Here is a 16,715-nt window from a genome sequence, read left to right on the forward strand (position 1 = left end):
ACCGGGCGTGTAGCGGATGTCGCCGGCGTGGTAGCGGGCGCGAGCGGACTGGACCGCCCCCGGTGTCATCCGGAGTGGTAGCGGGCGTGGGCGGCCGCGGCGGCGAGCGCGGAGGCGCGGGCCGCCTCGGTCGGCGTGAACGGCAGCTCGGGCCGCCGGACGAGCAGCGCCCTGTCCGGGTTCACCGCGACCACCATGGTGGTGGCCGGGTCGGCGTCGTCGTCGGCGGTGTCGCCCGGCCGCCGCCACTCCACGTCGGGGGCGCGCAGCAGCTCGCCCAGCGCCTCCGGCAGCCGCGCCGGGTCGTCGCCGACGCGCTGCGCCAGCACCAGCGCGTGCACGCCCGGGTCGGTCAGGTCGGTGACCCTGGCGGGCACGATCACCACGTCCTGCCCGCCCGCCTCCTGCAGGGCTTCGGCGAGCACGGCGGGCGCGAGGTCGCGCGGCGCCTCGATGACGAACTCGTCCAGCGCGTCGCACCCGGCCGGTGTGATCGCACCGCCGCCGGTCGGCGCGATGTGCAGGGCCAGGATGTTGCAGCCGAGCCGTCCGAACGCGCCCGCCACGGTGGCCAGCCGCCCCGGCCGCTCCACCACCCGCATCCGGATCCGCCACAGCGTCATGACGCGCCCGCTCTCCTCTATCAGGGCCTCGGGCGTCTCCCGTGCCCTGCGCCGCGCCCGCCGCCGTACGGACGCCACCGGGCGGTGATGGGCGAGCCACCGGTGGACCGCCGATCCCGCGATCAACGCCACGCCCAGCCCGATGAGCACGACCGGCCCCGGCTCGTGGTGGCCGAGCAGGGTGGCGAGCAGGTGCGCCAGCCCGACCGCGACGAACAGCGCGGCGATCTCGACGAGCTCCCGCCACCAGGCCCGCCCGTGCCCGCCGGCGGAGACGGCACGCGTCGCCGCCCCGGGCCCGGCGGCCGGAACGGCGCGTGGCCCGGCCCCGAGCCCGGCCGCGTCGACCAGACCGGGCACGTCTCCGTCACCGGTCCGGGGCGTCGTGGCGGGCTCGGGGCGGGCCTGCGTCACTTTGGGTGCATCATCCATGACCGACAGTCTGCGGCACCCGTGTTACCTGGCCACGGGTGTCCGCGTTGCGGCCGGATTAAACCCCGTTCACCGACCCGCACTCCGCGGGCACCGGCTCAGACCCGCTCGACCTCGATGACGAGCGCGGAGGCGGGACGCATGGCGGGCGCGGGCAGCCCCAGCTCGCCCAGCACGGAACCGCGCAGCCGGACGGGCTCGGCGGCCCACTCGGGCAGCACGGTCCGCTCGGGGACGGGCCCGGCCAGGCGTACCTCGTAGGTGGCCTCCGGGTCGAGCCCGGGCAGCCGCAGCGGCGCCGGCCCGACGTCCAGCCGCGAGGTGAGCTGCACGTACGCGAACACGCCCCGCTCGGGCAGCACCACGCCGTGCAGGAACGCGGTCGGGTCGGGGTGGTCGGCCCGCACGACCCGGCCGGAGTGCAGCACCGGCCGCAGCCGCTTGTGCAGCGCGATCCAGGTGGCCAGCTCCTCCAGTTCTTCGGCGGTGGCGGAGGTGATGTCCCACTCCACGCCCATGTGCCCGAACAGCGCGGTCGCGGCCCGGAACGCCAGCGGCAGCATCCGCCCGGTGCTGTGGTCGCGGTTCGCGCCGACGTGGGCGCCCATCCGCTCCGGCGGCACCAGCAGCCCGGTCCAGCGCTGGATGGACTGCCGGTCGAGCGCGTCGTTGCAGTCGGAGGTCCACACCCGGTCGGTGCGCGCCAGGATGCCGTAGTCGATACGCGCGCCGCCGGACGAGCACGACTCGATCTCCAGGCCGGGGTGGCGCTCGCGCAGCTCGTCAAGCAGCCGATAGGTGGCGAGCGTCTGCGCGTGCACGCCGGGCGCGCCGTCGTGCACGGGCTCGGCGATGTCGCGGTTGTGGTCCCACTTGATGTAGTCGAGCCGGTATTCGCGCACCAGAGCGTCGATCCGCTCCAGCAGGTACGCGTACGCCTCGGGCCTGGCCAGGTCGAGCACCTGCTGGTTGCGCTGGGGCGGCGGCATGCGCTCCGGCCTGGCGAGGATCCAGTCGGGGTGCTCGCGGGCGAGGTCGGAGTCGGGGTTGACCATCTCGGGCTCGAACCACAGCCCGAACTGCATGCCCAGCTCGCGCACCCGATCGGCGAGCGGGTGCAGGCCGTCGGGCCAGACGCCCTCGTCCACGTACCAGTCACCGAGCCCGGCCCGGTCGTGGCGGCGGTGCCGGAACCAGCCGTCGTCGAGCACGAACCGCTCGATGCCGGCCGCGGCGGCCCGCTCGGCGAGTTCGAGCAGCCGGTCGAGGCCATGGTCGAAGTAGGTGGCCTCCCAGTTGTTCAGCGTGACCGGCCGCACCGGGAGCGGGCGGGCGCGCAGGTGCTCGTGCAGCCGGTGCGAGGCGTCGTCGAGGCCGCTGCCCGACCAGGTGAAGAACACCCACGGCGTACGGTACGTGGCGTCCTGGGCCAGCACGACCTCGCCGGGCTCGAGCAGCTCGCCCGCCCCCAGCAGCGACACGCCCTCGGGCAGCCGCTCGGCGTAGTGCACGTGGTCGCCGCTCCAGCCGGCGTGCACGGCCCACACCTCGCCGCTCCTGAACCCGAACCCACCGGTCCCGGCGATCAGCAGCCCGGTGCCGTCATGCCCGGTGCGTCCCCTGCGGTTCTCCCGCGACCACACCCCGCGGGTGAACTCCCTGCGCTGCGGCACCTTCTCCAGCGCCCACCGGCCGGTGAAGTCGAGCAGCTCGGCCGCGCGGGCGGGCACCGGCAGCGTGCACACCAGCCCTTCCAGCCGGTACGGCGAGGCGGCCGTGTTCATCACCGCGTGCCGCATCCGTACCAGGCCGCTGCCCTCCATGACCAGCTCGCACACCAGCCGCAGCCCGGCACGCTCGTCGGCGGCCGTCACGGTCACCGTGCCGCCGCCGCCCGGCTCGGCGGACACCTCCACGTTCTCCACGCTCCAGCGCACCGGCCAGTGCTCGCCGTCCCGCACGCCGGACAGGCCGGGCCTGCCGTACCAGGACTCCGCCTGGGCGGGCAGCAGCGACGGCGCGGGCGCGCCCGGCGACGGCGGCAGCACCGCTGCCAGGTCCTGTCCGCCGACTCCGAGGTCCGCGCCGAAGTGCCGTACCCGGGGCAGCCCCGGGCCGGAGGTGTCGAGCACCAGCGCGGCACCCGCCGCGGAGAGGATCACGGAAGACAAGTTCGGGACTCCAATCTGGGGGGCGGGCACGGTGGCCCGGTTTTCACCGTTCACGATGCTTCACGACGCTATCGTCCCGAGTGGGGCCGATGCACTAACCCCGGCTCGCTTAAATCCCCGCGATCGTTTAGGTTAGGCTCACCTAATAAATCGCCGTTGGAGGATTCCGGGGATGACCGAGCCCTTTCGCATGTTCGACGTACGAGTAGACCGGCTCGACCGCCTCAGCCCGTCCTTCCTGCGCGTCACCTTCGCCGGCGACGACCTGCGCCACTTCGCCGACAACGGCTTCGACCAGCGGGTCAAGCTCTTCCTCCCGACCCCCGAGCACGGCATGGCGTACCTGCCGAAGGGGCCCGACTGGTACCAGCGCTGGCGGACGCTCGACCCCGGCAAGCGCAACGTGATGCGCACGTACACCGCGAGGACGGTCCGCCGGGAGGCCGGCGAGGTCGATGTGGACGTCGTCATGCACCCCGACGGCGGCCCCGTCGCCCGCTGGGCCGAACAGGTGCAGCCCGGCGACGTCGCCGCGCTCCTCGGCCCCAACGCCGACCACGAGGGCCCGCACGGCGGCCTGGAGTTCCGGCCGCCCGCCGGCACCGGCTGCGTACTCATCGCCGGTGACGAGACCGCCGTCCCCGCCATCTGCGCCATCCTCGAACGCCTCCCCGCCCACCTGGCCGGCGAGGTGCTCATGGAGGTGCCCTTCGACGCCGACGCCCTGCCCATCGAGGCGCCCGCCAACGTCAAGGTCACCTGGCTCGCCCGCAACGGCGGCGAGCGCGGCGCCGAGCTCATCCCCGCCGTCCAGGCCGCCGCCGCCCGCCTGCTGCCCACTCCGGCCGCCGCACCCGGCTCCTTGGAGGACGTGGACGTCGACGCCGAGGAGCTGTGGGAGGTCCCGCAGGAGGCGCCCGAGCATGGTCCCTTGTACGCGTGGCTGGCCGGCGAGGCCGGCGTCATCAAGATCCTCCGCCGCCACCTGGTGGCCGAACGCGGCATGGACCGCCGCGCGGTCGCCTTCATGGGCTACTGGCGCCTCGGCCGCGCAGAGAACACCGGCTGACCTCCTCAGGCATCGAACCTCCCCCGGTGCCCGCCCACCGGCTCCCCTCTGCCGAGCCATCCCTCGCCTGGCCTAAATGAGCACGAGCACCGTCGGCAATGAGCACGAGCACCGTCGGCGTTTTTCGCGCGAGCCAGACCACCGGCCTACCGCCCCCTGCGCGACGATGCCTCCCCCGGCCCCACCCGCGACTCGCCCCCTGCGCGCCAGTGAGCGAGTCGCGTACCTGACGGCCGGCGGAGTCCGCGCGAGCCACCCCTCCAGCAACCTCCGCTGAACCGAGCGCCGGGCGGCCGATGCAGCATGGGCGAGCCCCGCCACCGACCGCCCGCCCCCACGCTGCCATTCCGCCCCACGACTCGCCCCTGGGCGGCGATGAGCGAGTCGCGCCCCGGGGCCGTTGGAGCAACTGGCGAGGCCGTCGGCCGCAGCTGCGCTGCGCCGGGGCAGTCAGGGAGGCTCGATCGAGGCCCGGCCGCGGGGCCGTGGCTACGCGCGGGACGCGGGACGCGCGACACGGGACGCGCGACGCGGTTGCGCGCGGGACGCGCGACGCGGCTGTGCCGGGGGCGCGGGGCGTGCGAATCAGCCCCCCGCAGGCCCTGGCCGGGTGCGGGGCGATCAGTGGAGCTCGGGTGGGCCGTCCTGGACCAGGCGGCGCTGGGCCGGGGTCGGCGGGCGGGCCCACGTCACGCCTGGGCCGTCGTCGGCGATCAGGCCCGTGACGGCCTCGCGCAAAACCTCCCCGGCCGGCGCGTCCGGACGCAGCTCGCGCGCCTCCCGATAGCGGTCGAGCACGTAGGCGAGGTCCAGCATGAGCGTGTTCGGCCGCTGTGCCCGTTACCGCGGCTTCGGCCGCCGTGTCCGTTACCACCGCTTCGGCGGCCGCGTCCGCGACCGCCGCAGAGGCCGCTGCCCCCGCCGGTCCCCTCACCAGCTCCGTCACGGTCTCGGCCACGGCGGTGGCGAAGCGTTCGGCGTCCATGCCGTCCGCAATTTCCGGGCCATCCGCAACCTTAGGGCCGCGCACCCCTTCCGGCTCGGCCGGCGGCCACTCGCCGCGCAGGTGCAGGACGCCGGGGCGCTCGGCCGTCGCCAGCTCGGCCATCAGCTCCGTGACCGTGCCCTGCGGGTCGTGCAGGGCGGCGTCCCCGCGGGCGGCGAAGGCGTCGGCGAGCAGGCGCAGGGAGATCGACCGCGGCGGGTCGTAGGCGACCAGCACCTCCAGCTCCTCGTGGACCCGCAGCGCGCTGCCGGAATCGTGGTACGCCCGCAGCCCCTCCACGAAGGCCGCCTCCACATCAGGTGGCAGCAACCCCCACGAACGGTCCACCTCGAACCTGTCGTCGGCGGCACCTTCCCCCGTCCCCCGGCGGAGCCACCAGACCACCGCGCCGACAACAGCGGCGGCCAGCACTGTGACTGCGATGAACACGTTGTTGCCCGCTTTCCCCTCGTACTTGGCAAGCGGTAGCAGCGTAGTGTGATCAATCCCCACAAACACTGGAATTTCCGCAAATAGCGATCAGCGGGCGCAGCGCGGCATACGACGACCAAGATGAGGTTTCTCCCATTTGGTAATCGACATTATTTGTCGCGAGGTCCGCACGCACCACGCGCCCAACTGTCAGGGACGGTCAGGCCGCACGCACCAGGCCCCTGACCGTCAGGAGCGTCAGAGCGACCGGGCCCGCATCCCGTCGCAGACCACGTCCGCCATCCGCACCGCCCCTCCCCTGGCCCGGGCTCCGCGCTCGGCGACCAGGCAGCCGCGCAGCAGGTCGAGGGCGTCCTCGGCGGTGAGGTCGGCGCGCACGGCCCCCACCCGCTGGGCCCGCGCCAGCAATCGGCCGAGCGCCGCGGCGAAGTCCCTGGCCAGCGTGGAGCCGGGCCGTACCGGCATGGCCGTGCCGCTGTCCAGCATGTCGCACAGCGCCTGGTTGCCCGACGCCTGCTCGACCACTGCGGCGAACCAGCCGAAGAACGCCCGACCGGCGTCCTCGGCGGTGGCCAGCGCGCGGGCGTCGGCCACGAACCGTTCGATCCGCCCGAGCAGCACCGCCTCGAACAGCGCCTCTTTGGTGGGAAAGTGCCGGTAGACGGTGCCGACCCCGAACCCGGCACGCCGGGCGATCTCATCGAAGGAGATGGTCAGGCCGTCGCTGGCCAGGGCCTGCTGGGCGATCTGCAGCACCCGCTCCCTGTTACGCCGGGCGTCGGCCCGCAGCGGCCTGGCGGCGCCGTGATCGTCGCCCATGATCTCCACCTGCCTTCGGCCTGCCGGCAGGCGGAAAGCGGGCCCGCGGCGACAAACGGAGAATGCTCTCCGATTCTATCCCGGGAGATTCCCCGACATACACCCCCAAAATCCCACCGCAACCCCTGAAACACCCCAGCAGCCGACCGCCGCCGATCCCGCAATATCCCGCTAAAACCCAACACCAGGTGGATGGGGCGACGATTCCACGGCAGTACGGCGTTCAGGGGGTTCCGCGGCGGCGGCAGCGTCCGTGGCTCACGCAGTGATGGCGGCGTTCAGAGATTCCGCCGCGATGGCGTTCCGGGGATGAAAGTGATGGCTTTCCGGGGATGCGCGGCGGTGGTGGTGGTTGTTGTTCCGGGGGCGTCGCGCCGGAGCCGCCAGGGACCTTCGCGGCGCCGTACGCGAAACTCCGAAATCCTCCCGAGCGTCGCAGCAGTCAGCGCCACGACAACGACCCGCCGGCACAGCGGCGACCGGCGGCCGAGGGCGAACGGTCGCCGAAAGCCCGGCACCCGCCCCGGAGCGTCGGGACGGGTGCCGGGCCGGCGAGACCGGGGTCACGTGGACGTTCCCCAGCCGGACCGCGCGCCGACCCGCTTGAGCCGGATCCGCTCCTCCCGCGGAGCCGGCTCGATCTCGATCACCCGCGCCCCCTCCGGCACCTGCCGCAGGTCGTGCGTGATGAGCAGCGTGGTACGCCCGGCCATGAGCCGCCGCAGCGGCCGCATGACGTGGGCGGCGGTGGCGACGTCCAGTCCGGTGACGGGCTCGTCGAGCACCAGCACCGGCGTGTCGCGCAGGATGGCCCTGGCGATCGCGATGCGCTGCCGCTGCCCGCCGGACAGCAGCCGGCCGCGCTGACCGACCGGCGAGTCGTACCCCTGGGGCAGCAGCTTGATGAAGTCGTGCGCCCCGGCCACCTCGGCCGCCCTGACCACCTCGTCGAACGAGGCGCCGGGACGCCCGTAGGCGATGTTGTCGCGTACGGTGCCGGAGAACAGCAGCGTCTCCTGGTGCAGGACGGTGATGTTGTCGCGCAGCGACTGCCGTGTGATGCCCTGGACGTCGGTGTCGTCCAGCAGGATGCGCCCGGAGTCCGGGTCGTAGAAGCGCAGCAGCAGCTTGGCGATCGTGGACTTGCCCGCCCCGCTGGGCCCGGTGATCACGACGACCTCGCCGGGCTCTGCGGTGAACGACAGGTCGCGCAGCACCTGACGGCTCCGTCCCGGATAGGTGAAGCTCACCCGGTCGAAGACGATCCGGCCGCTGCAGCGGCCCATCGCGACGGCGTCCGGGGCGTCGCGTACGGCGGGCTTGGTGTGCAGGATCTCGATCACGCGATCCGATCCCGCCGCCGCCTCCGACACCGTCAGGGCCAGCTCGCCCAGGCTCTGCACGGCCGGGTAGAGCAGGGCCAGGTACGCCGCGAACGACAGCAGCCCGCCGATCGTCAGCCGCCCGGCCGCGATCTCCCACGCGCCGAACCCGAGGATGGCGATCAGGCAGATCGTCTCGATGACCTGCACCGCCGGGTTGTACAGACCCGACAGCCAGGCCTGCGACATGTTGGCCCGCAGCCAGGTGCGCCCCTCGCTGTGCAGCCTGCGGGACTCCTCGTCCTGCCGGTTGTACGACTGCACGAGCGGCTGGTTGGCCAGCCCTTCCTCCAGGACGCTGTTCATCGCCCCGTTGCTGGCCCGCTCGCGCGCCGCCGCCGTCCTGAACTTCGAGGCGAACACCTTCGAGGTGATCACGAACAGCGGGATCAACGCCATCGTCAGCAGTGCCAGGTCCCAGCGGATGAAGAACGCCGCCCCGGCGAAGAAGACGATGCCGGCCACGGTGGTGACGGCCTTGACCAGTCCTGAGCCGACCAGTTCCTCGATGGCCTCCACGTCGTCCGTCATGCGCGCCATCAGGTCGCCCAGCCGCCGCTTCTCGGAGAAGTCGGGGGCGAGCGTCTGTACGTGCGCGTACACGCGGTCGCGCAGGGCCAGCAGGAACCGCTCCGCGCCCAGCGCGGTGAGGTAGGCCCCCGCGAAGGACAGCGCGCCGGCACCGACGGCGAGCCCGAGCCAGATGGCCGCGGGAGACCAGAAAGCGTCAAGGTTCCGGGTCGTCAGCACCTCGTCGGTGATGTGCCCGAACAGGCGGATCGCGGCGACCTCACAGAGCGCGGCGAGGATGGCGAAAACCACCCCGGCCGCGAAATGGCGCCGCAACCCGCGGGTGTCCGGCCAGAACTCGCGGAACGTGCGGCGAATGGTGATCGCCGGCGCGAGTTCACGGCCGGAGGCGCTCAAAGGGGGCCGGCGGCCTGGCCGCCGGCCCTCATCGGGGGTGTCTAGCACCCCCACCACCTACGACGGGCGCACCAGCCCCAGCCCCACCGGCGCCAGCGGCGGCGCCTGCGGCATCCCCATCCTTGCTTGAAGCCGACCGCGGACAGTTGCGTGTTCGCCATGATTCCTCCCCCGTTGGCTGAACACTGACAAATCGGACGCTAGCACCCGAAATGCGATAAATCAGCAGATAATCGTTGATTTCAGGAAGGCTTGACCGGTAAAAGCCGAGCGGAAAGGCGTTTCCGGCGAAGAAGTAAAGGCGCCCGCCCACCAGTAAAAACGTAAAACCAGCGTCATATGACGCCAAAAGGCGCCCCAGAAGCCACGCTTCCGGAGCGCCCTCAGACCGTCCGCCAACGGCCGTCAAGCGGCCTCACGCCGCAGGGCCGACCTCACGTGACGACGCGACCGCACCGGCCCGCGGCGGGTACCGAGCCGGCCACACGCGACCGACACGGGCCACACCGGCCCGCAGCGGGTTGCCGAGCCGACATCAGCGCGCCGACCACACCGGCCACGCCGGGCCACGACGCCCGGCCGGGGGTCAGTTCAGCGACGAGTACGCCACCACACCCCGCCGCATCGCGTCCATCGCCTTCACCGACGTCTGCCGGATCTTGCTGCCCTCCGGCGCCGCGTTCCCCAGCTGGCCCAGCAGGTCCATCAGCTGCTTGATCCACCGCACGAAGTCACCGGCCGCCAGCTCGTTGCCGCCCACGCCGTCCATCAGCACCGCGTCGAGGCTGTGCCCCTTCGTCCACCGGTACGCCGCCCACGCGAACCCCAGATCCGGCTCCCTGATCGTGGACAGCCCGTGGTCGGACTCGATGCCCTCGAGCTCGCCCCACAGCCTGATCATCGCCGACAGCGCGTCCTGCGCCTTACCCGCCGGGATCTTCGGCCGCCGCGTGTCGTCGGACGCCCGCGACTCGAACACCAGCGCCGACACGCACGCCGCCAGCTCCGCCGGGTCGAGATCCTCCCACAGCCCGTTGCGCAGGCACTCGGCGGTCAGCAGGTCGAGCTCGGTGTAGAGGCGGCCGAGCCGCCGCCCCTCGTCGGTGACCGTCTCGCCGCGCAGGTAGCCGAGCTGCTGCAGCACCGAGCAGATCCGGTCGAACGTCCGCGAGATCACGTGGGAACGCCCCTCGACCCGCCGCCGCAGCCCCTCGGTCTCGCGCAGCAGCTTGTAGTAGCGCTCGGCCCAGCGGGCGTGGTCCTCGCGCTCGTCGCAGCCGTGGCACGGATGCTGCCTGATCTGCCGCCGCAGGTCGTTGACCTCGGGGTCCTCCACCGTGTGGTCGCGCACCCGCGGCGGCTTGCCGAGGTCCCGGTCGCCGATCTTCGCCATCAGCGTCGAGACCAGGTTCGCCCGCTCCTTCGGCGAGCGGGAGTTGAAGTTCTTCGGGATGCGCACCTTCTCCAGCGGCTCCACCGGCACCGGGAAGTCGGACGGATCCAGCTTCTTCACCTGCTTGCCGATGGTCAGCACCAGCGGGCTCGGCCCGTGACCGCGCGGATTGCGGCTCACGTCCAGCACGATCGCAAGGCCCGCGCGCCGGCCGCCCGGCACCCGGATCACGTCGCCCGGCTGCAGCGCCTCCAGCGACCGCGCCGCCGCCGCCCGCCGCGCCGCACCGCGCTGCCGCGACAGCTCCGCCTCGCGGTCGGACAGCCGCCGCCGCAGCGCCGCGTACTCGGCGAAGTCACCCAGGTGGCAGGTCATCGCCTCCTGGTAGCCCTCCAGCGCCTCCTCGTGCTTGCGCAGCTGCTTGGCCAGCCCCACGACCGCACGGTCCGCCTGGAACTGCGCGAACGACTCCTCCAGCAGCGCCCTGGCCCGCTCGCGGCCGAACTGCCCGACCAGGTTGACCGCCATGTTGTACGACGGCTGGAAGCTCGACCGCAGCGGATACGTACGGGTGCCCGCAAGGCCCGCCACCGACAGCGGATCCATGCCCGGCTGCCACAGCACCACCGCGTGGCCCTCGACGTCGATGCCGCGCCGCCCCGCCCGGCCGGTGAGCTGGGTGTACTCCCCCGGCGTCAGGTCGGCGTGCGTCTCGCCGTTCCACTTGTCCAGCTTCTCGATCACCACGGTGCGCGCCTGGCATGTTGATGCCCAGCGCCAGCGTCTCCGTGGCGAACACCGCCTTGACCAGGCCGCGGGTGAACAGCTCCTCCACGACCTCCTTGAACGCCGGCAGCATGCCCGCGTGATGCGCCGCAAGGCCCCGCTCCAGGCCCTCGCGCCACTCCAGGTAGCCCAGCACCGCCAGATCCTCATCGGGCAGGTGCGCCGTGCGCTCGTCGACGATCTGCCGGATCTCGTGCCGCTCGCGGTCGCTCGTCAGCCGGATGCCGGCGTACAGGCACTGCTGCACCGCCGCGTCGCAGCCCGCGCGGGAGAAGATGAACGTGATCGCCGGCAGCAGCCCCTCGGCGTCGAGCTTCTCGATGACCTGCACCCGGTCCGGCGGGCGCGAGCGCGGCACCCGGCCGTAGCCGCGCCGGCCACGACCCGCCATCAGCCGCTCCGCATCCCGCGTCACCCGCATCAGCGTCGGGTTGATCCGCGGCGTCAGATCGTCGGTGATGAACATGTCGTAGATGCGCTTGCCGACCATCATGTGCTGCCACAACGGCACGGGACGGTGCTCGTCCACGATCACCGTGGTGTCGCCGCGCACCGCGCCCAGCCACTCGCCGAACTCCTCGGCGTTGCTCACCGTCGCCGACAGCGCCACCAGCCGCACCGACTCCGGCAGGTGGATGATCACCTCTTCCCAGACCGCGCCGCGGAACCGGTCGGCGAGGTAGTGGACCTCGTCCATCACCACGAACCCGAGCCCGGACAGCGTCGCCGAGCCCGCGTAGAGCATGTTGCGCAGCACCTCGGTCGTCATGACGACGATCGGCGCCTCGCCGTTGATGCTGTTGTCGCCGGTCAGCAGCCCGACCTTGCCCGTGCCGTAGCGCTTGACCAGGTCGTTGTACTTCTGGTTGGACAGCGCCTTGATGGGGGTGGTGTAGAAGCACTTCAGGCCCTGCTCCAAGGCGAGGTGGACGGCGAACTCGCCGACCACCGTCTTGCCCGACCCCGTGGGCGCCGCCACCAGCACGCCGTCGCCGGCCTCCAGGGCGCGGCAGGCGTCGATCTGGAAGTCGTCCAGCGGGAAGTCGTAGAGACCTCGGAACGATCTCAGCGCGGCCCCGTCGTCCCCGAACTTCTGACGGAAGGCCGCATAGCGTTCCGCTGGCGTTGTCATAATCGCCAGCCTACCGAAACCGCCATTCCGGTCCGTCCAGGCAGCCGCCCGCGCCGGGCCTTCCGACCCGGCGCCTTTACAAAGTAGATCTCATACGATGACGCGCAACGCGCCCGGCAGCACCTCGCAGTGCAGCGGGGCCGGCCCGATGCGTTCGCCGTCGGCGTAGGCGATCACCTCGGGTGCCTCCACCCGGACGCTGCGCACCCGCCGCACCGACACCGCCGGGTGCGTGACGTGGGTGCCCCGGTAGACGCTCGGGAAGACCCGCACGAACTCCCCCGTGGACAGCGCGCCCACCATCACGACGTCCAGCAGCCCGTCGTCGGGCCTCGCGTCCGGGCAGACCCGCATCCCCGCGCCGTAGGAGGTGGTGTTGGCCACCGCGACCAGCATCGCCTCCCGCTCGACCGGCTCGCCGTCGTCGAAGGTGACGCGGTACGGGATCGGCCGGAACGCGCGCAGCTCCCGCGCGGTCGCCACCAGGTAGCGGGCCATGCCGGGCGGCCAGGTGAGGGTGTTGGCCCGCTCGTTGACGCGGGAGTCGAACCCGCAGCACGCCACCCCGGCGAACAGCTCCTCGGCACCGCCCGCCGCGATGCGGGCGGCGTCCACCGGCCGGGTCTTCATCCGCAGCACGGCCCTGGCCGCCGCGAGCGGATCCTTGCGCGGCACGCCGAGCGCGGCGGCGATGTCGTTGCCGGTGCCCGCCGGGATGATGCCGAGCGGCACGTCGGTGCCGGCGACCGCCTGCACCGCCAGGTGGACCAGCCCGTCGCCGCCGAAGGCGACGAGCGCGTCGGGACGTTCGGAGACGGCCGTGCAGGCGCGGGCGAGCGCGTCGGCGGCGTCGTCACCGACGATCACCGACAGCTCGGCCCCTCCGGCGCGCAGCCGGCGCGCCACGGGCTCGAGCAGGCGCAGCGTACGCCCGCCGCGGGCGGCGGGGTTGACGAGCAGGGCGATATGGGGGGACACGCCCGGAACCTATCGTTTCCGGGGCGGCACGGGAATGCCTCAGCGCTTGTCGGTGCCCGGCGGCTCCTCATCGGTCAACCCGGAGGGCTCGACCGGCGTGCTCTCCTCGGGCAGCGGCGAGGCCTCGTCGTCGGACAGGTGGGAGAAGTCCCCCTCGGCCGGCGCGCGCCTCTCGCGCAGGAAGATGACGCCCTCGGCGATGAAGTACAGCACGATCATCGGCATGGCGAGCGCCATCATCGTCAGCGGATCGCCGCCGGGCGTGATGACCGCGCCGAAGACGAACATGATGAAGACGACCGTGCGCCGGTGCTTCTTGACCGTGGCGTGCGACAGGACGCCGATGATGTTGAGGAACACCAGCAGCAGTGGCAGCTCGAACGACACACCGAAGATCACCAGCATGATGAGCACGTAGTTGAGGTACTCATCGATCTGGATGGTCGCGACGGTGTCGCTCGGCGCGAAGCCCAGCAGGATCGCCAGGCTGGTGTCCATGATGATGTACGCGAGCGCGGCGCCGATGAGGAACAGCGGGACCGCGATCGACATGAACGTGATCGAATACCGCTTCTCGTTGCGGTAGAGGGCGGGCGTGACGAACGCCCAGATCTGGTAGAGCCAGACGGGTGAGGACACCACCAGGCCGACCAGCGCCGACACCTTCAGCGTCAGGAAGAACGACTGGAAGATGCCGCCGTAGGTGAGCGTGCACTGGCCGACGCGCAGCTGCTGCGCCTGCGGCGTGTCACAGAACGGCGCCTTGATGTACGCCCACACCGGATCGAAGAAGAAGAAGCCGATGATGATGCCCACGACCACGGCGGCCAGCGCGATGAGCAGGCGGTTGCGCAGCTCCCGCAGGTGCTCCATGAGGGGCATGCGACCTTCGGGGTCGCGTTCTCGCCTCGAATTGCTCGATCGTTTGAGCAGCGCCATCTAGCAGTCCAGATCAGGAAGAGGAGGAAGGGCGGAGATCAGGCGTGCTTGTTGTCGGTCTGGGCGGCACTGGCGCGCAGCTTGGCGGCCTGCTCCTCCAGCTGGCGGGCCTGCTCCTCCAGCGACAGCCCGGGCGTGGGGGCCGGCGGGGTGGAGGCCGGCAGCGGCTGCGGCTGGACGGGCTGGGGCTGAGGCTGGGCCTGCTGCGCGGGCGCCTGCTGGACGGTGTGCTGGACGTCGTCGTCGTCATCGCGCAGCTTCGCGGTCTCGGCCTTGAAGATGCGCAGGGAACGGCCGACGCCGCGGGCCATGTCGGGCAGCTTCTTCGCACCGAACAGCAGCACCAGCGCCAGCAGAATGATGAGGAGTTCGGGCACTCCGAGGTTCGGCATGAGAACGCCCTTTCTAGCGACACTTGCCTCTTTCAGCCACGATCGTACGCTGCCGGGGGCGTGGTCTCACCCCCCCTGGCCGGTCAATCTGGCCCGCCGGGGCTCAAGCTGGGCCTGCGCCTCGGCCACTTCCCTTCTCAGAGTACGTGCCGCCACCACGACGCGAGCACCGGCCACCACCAGCACGATCAGCCCGGCGACGCCGATCCCCACGGACACGAACAGCAAGGTCATGACCGGTGAGCGTACAGGGCCAGGGCGCGTTCGGCCTCGCGGCGCACGGCCTCGGCCATCTCAGGAGGCGAGACGACCTTGCCGGTGTCGCCGAGCCGCAGCGCCAGCTTGAGAATCCAGTCCTCGTCGCGGGCCCGCAGCGCCACCCGCAGCCGCCCCTCGCCCAGCTCGGTGACCTGCTCGCACGGGTAGTACTCGGCCACCCACCGCCCGGCGGCGCTCAGCTCCAGCTCCACCAGCTCGTCGGTGGGCGACGGACGGAACACCCCGTCGGTCACGTCGCGCGGCTCGGCCTCGGCCGGCGGGTCGGCGGGCACGTCCAGCACCTCCACGCCGAGCACCCGGTCCAGCCGGAACAGCCGCATCGCCTCGGCCCGGTAGCACCAGCCCTCCAGGTAGGCGCGGCCGTCCACGACCAGCACCCGCATCGGGTCGACCTCGCGCGGCGTCACCTCGTCGCGGCCCGGCACGTAGTAGCGCAGCGACAGGCGGCGGCCCTTGGTGAGCCCCTCGCGCACCCGCGGCAGCGCGTCGGGGGCGGCGTCGACGTCCACGGCGACCTGGCTGCTGACGGTGGCCGCGCCCTCTCCGGCGGCCCGCTCCAGCTTGGCCATCACCCGCGGCAGCGCGTCGGGCACCCCGCCTTCGGGCAGCGCCAGCTCGGGGGTGGCGGCCAGCGTGCGCAGCGCCACCAGCAGCGCGCTCGCCTCGTCGATGCCGAGCCGCAGCGGCCTGGCGATGGTGTCGGCGTTGTCGATGAGGATCTCGCCGCCGTCCCACGACACGTCGATGAGGTCGCCGGGGGTGTGGCCGGGCAGCCCGCACATCCACACGAGCTGCAGGTCGTCGATGAGCTGCTTCTCGCTCAGCCCGAACACCGCCGCGACCTCGCCGACCGTGGCCCCCGGATGGGACATCAGGTACGGCACCAGCGCAAGCAGCCGCGGCAGCCGATCGGCGGACCCGCTCACTTCCGTTCCCCCTCGCCTAGACGCCCGTTCACCTCGCGACGACCCCCGTGACCCGCCGTGCTCACGCCAGCGCCCCCTTCAGGCGGCGGATGACGGCCTCGCGGGCGTCCGGCGGCTCCACCACCTCGACGTCGGCGCCCAGGCTGGCCATCCATCCCGCCAGCCGCTCGGCGTCGGAGAACGACAGCTCCGCCTCGTCCCAGCCGTCGCGGCCCTCGCGTACGGACCTGGCCAGGCGGCGCAGCCCCTCGCACGCGCCCTGCCTGACCCGCACCACGGCCGTCCGCTCCTCGCTCGGCTCGTCGGGGAAGCCCACCATGGCCCGCAGATCGACATCGTGCGGCACCTCGACCGCGCCCGGCTTGCCGACCGCGGTCACCGCGCCGCTGATCCGGCTGAGCCGGAAGGCGCGCGGCGCGTTGCGGTCGCGGTCGAAGCCCGCGAGATACCAGCGGCCGCGCCTGCTGACCACGCCCCACGGCTCGACGGTGCGGCTGCGCACGGTCTCGCTGCCCGACGCCCGGTAGTCGAAGCGGACCACCCGCCGGTCGCGCACCGCGTTCCACAGCGCGGGGAAGGCCGGGTCGCGGGTGTCGACGCGCAGCTCCAGCGCGCTGCCGCCCATCGAGCCGCCGACCGGCTGATCGGTGGCCACGCCGCCCGCGCGCAGCTTCAGCAGCGCGCCCGAGGCCGCCTCGGCCAGGCTGGCGCGCTGCCACACCTGCGCCGCCAGGCCCAGCACCGCCGCCTCGTCGGGTTCCAGCGTGATCTCGGGCAGCTCGTACGCCTCCCGCTCGATGCGGTAGCCCGGCTCGTCCTCCCACGGGTCGCGCACCACGTCGATGGGGATGCCGATCTCGCGCAGCTCGTTCTTGTCGCGCTCGAACATGCGCTGGAACGCCTCGTCGCTCTCGCGGTCGTAGCCGGGGACGGCCTGGCGGATCTGCTCGGCCGACAGCGGGCGCCGGGTGGCGAGCAGGCAGATCACGAGGTTGAGCAACCGTTCCGTCTTCCGGCGCGACATCTGCC

Annotated in this window: 12 protein-coding genes and 1 pseudogene; 1 reads left to right on the forward strand and 12 read right to left on the reverse strand. The window is 72.3% G+C overall.

The annotated features are described in order from the left end of the window. Nucleotides 1–65: 65 nt before the first annotated feature. Together ACFMQL_RS40680 and ACFMQL_RS40685 are read right to left on the reverse strand one after the other, a co-directional pair. Complete coding sequence (locus ACFMQL_RS40680) at nucleotides 66–1,055, reverse strand: ACT domain-containing protein (RefSeq protein ID WP_364065327.1); 990 nt, start codon at nucleotides 1,053–1,055, stop codon at nucleotides 66–68. Nucleotides 1,056–1,153: 98 nt separating this feature from the next. Then, nucleotides 1,154–3,226: an alpha-galactosidase gene (locus ACFMQL_RS40685; protein WP_378790059.1), complete on the reverse strand. Its 2,073-nt coding sequence runs from the start codon at nucleotides 3,224–3,226 to the stop codon at nucleotides 1,154–1,156. Between the two features lie 172 nt (nucleotides 3,227–3,398). Between ACFMQL_RS40685 and ACFMQL_RS40690 the strand changes: the two genes are divergently transcribed. Next, the gene (locus tag ACFMQL_RS40690; protein ID WP_364065331.1) at nucleotides 3,399–4,295 is read left to right on the forward strand and encodes a siderophore-interacting protein; all 897 of its coding nucleotides are present in this window, start codon (nucleotides 3,399–3,401) and stop codon (nucleotides 4,293–4,295) included. Nucleotides 4,296–4,916: 621 nt separating this feature from the next. On the opposite strand, the gene ACFMQL_RS40695 is transcribed toward ACFMQL_RS40690, so the two are convergent. From ACFMQL_RS40695 to ACFMQL_RS40740, 10 genes and pseudogenes are all read right to left on the reverse strand, one after another. After that, nucleotides 4,917–5,111, reverse strand: a complete 195-nt coding sequence (locus tag ACFMQL_RS40695; protein ID WP_378790060.1) for a hypothetical protein — start codon at nucleotides 5,109–5,111, stop codon at nucleotides 4,917–4,919. 859 nt (nucleotides 5,112–5,970) lie between these two features. After that, nucleotides 5,971–6,552 (reverse strand): TetR/AcrR family transcriptional regulator, encoded by a 582-nt coding sequence (locus ACFMQL_RS40700; protein WP_378790061.1) that lies wholly within the window; start codon nucleotides 6,550–6,552, stop codon nucleotides 5,971–5,973. A 563-nt stretch (nucleotides 6,553–7,115) separates the two neighbouring features. After that, nucleotides 7,116–8,909: an ABC transporter ATP-binding protein gene (locus tag ACFMQL_RS40705; RefSeq protein ID WP_364065338.1), complete on the reverse strand. Its 1,794-nt coding sequence runs from the start codon at nucleotides 8,907–8,909 to the stop codon at nucleotides 7,116–7,118. A gap of 538 nt (nucleotides 8,910–9,447) precedes the next feature. Beyond that, nucleotides 9,448–12,172, reverse strand: a pseudogene (locus tag ACFMQL_RS40710) (DEAD/DEAH box helicase). Nucleotides 12,173–12,262: 90 nt separating this feature from the next. Beyond that, the gene (locus tag ACFMQL_RS40715) at nucleotides 12,263–13,150 is read right to left on the reverse strand and encodes a YegS/Rv2252/BmrU family lipid kinase (RefSeq protein WP_364065343.1); all 888 of its coding nucleotides are present in this window, start codon (nucleotides 13,148–13,150) and stop codon (nucleotides 12,263–12,265) included. Between the two features lie 39 nt (nucleotides 13,151–13,189). Next, nucleotides 13,190–14,023 (reverse strand): twin-arginine translocase subunit TatC, encoded by an 834-nt coding sequence (tatC, locus tag ACFMQL_RS40720; protein ID WP_378790062.1) that lies wholly within the window; start codon nucleotides 14,021–14,023, stop codon nucleotides 13,190–13,192. Between the two features lie 104 nt (nucleotides 14,024–14,127). Continuing rightward, nucleotides 14,128–14,481, reverse strand: coding sequence for a Sec-independent protein translocase subunit TatA (tatA, locus tag ACFMQL_RS40725; RefSeq protein WP_364065348.1), 354 nt, complete (start codon nucleotides 14,479–14,481; stop codon nucleotides 14,128–14,130). Between the two features lie 66 nt (nucleotides 14,482–14,547). Then, nucleotides 14,548–14,715 (reverse strand): hypothetical protein, encoded by a 168-nt coding sequence (locus ACFMQL_RS40730; RefSeq protein WP_364065350.1) that lies wholly within the window; start codon nucleotides 14,713–14,715, stop codon nucleotides 14,548–14,550. Continuing rightward, nucleotides 14,712–15,686, reverse strand: coding sequence for a WYL domain-containing protein (locus tag ACFMQL_RS40735; RefSeq protein ID WP_364065353.1), 975 nt, complete (start codon nucleotides 15,684–15,686; stop codon nucleotides 14,712–14,714). The genes ACFMQL_RS40730 and ACFMQL_RS40735 overlap by 4 nt, the downstream gene beginning before the upstream one ends. A gap of 61 nt (nucleotides 15,687–15,747) precedes the next feature. After that, complete coding sequence (locus tag ACFMQL_RS40740; RefSeq protein ID WP_364065355.1) at nucleotides 15,748–16,710, reverse strand: WYL domain-containing protein; 963 nt, start codon at nucleotides 16,708–16,710, stop codon at nucleotides 15,748–15,750. Between the last annotated feature and the right edge of the window lie 5 nt (nucleotides 16,711–16,715).

This window comes from Nonomuraea fastidiosa, assembly GCF_042751225.1.
Lineage (GTDB): Bacteria > Actinomycetota > Actinomycetes > Streptosporangiales > Streptosporangiaceae > Nonomuraea > Nonomuraea fastidiosa.

Coding starts and splice junctions, on each gene's coding strand:
- tatC (WP_378790062.1), bottom strand. CDS start 14,023: ATGGAGCACCTGCGGGAGCTGCGCAACCGCCTGCTCATCGCGCTGGCC.
- ACFMQL_RS40680 (WP_364065327.1), bottom strand. CDS start 1,055: ATGGATGATGCACCCAAAGTGACGCAGGCCCGCCCCGAGCCCGCCACG.
- ACFMQL_RS40690 (WP_364065331.1), top strand. CDS start 3,399: ATGACCGAGCCCTTTCGCATGTTCGACGTACGAGTAGACCGGCTCGAC.
- ACFMQL_RS40730 (WP_364065350.1), bottom strand. CDS start 14,715: ATGACCTTGCTGTTCGTGTCCGTGGGGATCGGCGTCGCCGGGCTGATC.
- ACFMQL_RS40740 (WP_364065355.1), bottom strand. CDS start 16,710: ATGTCGCGCCGGAAGACGGAACGGTTGCTCAACCTCGTGATCTGCCTG.
- ACFMQL_RS40700 (WP_378790061.1), bottom strand. CDS start 6,552: ATGGGCGACGATCACGGCGCCGCCAGGCCGCTGCGGGCCGACGCCCGG.
- ACFMQL_RS40695 (WP_378790060.1), bottom strand. CDS start 5,111: ATGCTGGACCTCGCCTACGTGCTCGACCGCTATCGGGAGGCGCGCGAG.
- tatA (WP_364065348.1), bottom strand. CDS start 14,481: ATGCCGAACCTCGGAGTGCCCGAACTCCTCATCATTCTGCTGGCGCTG.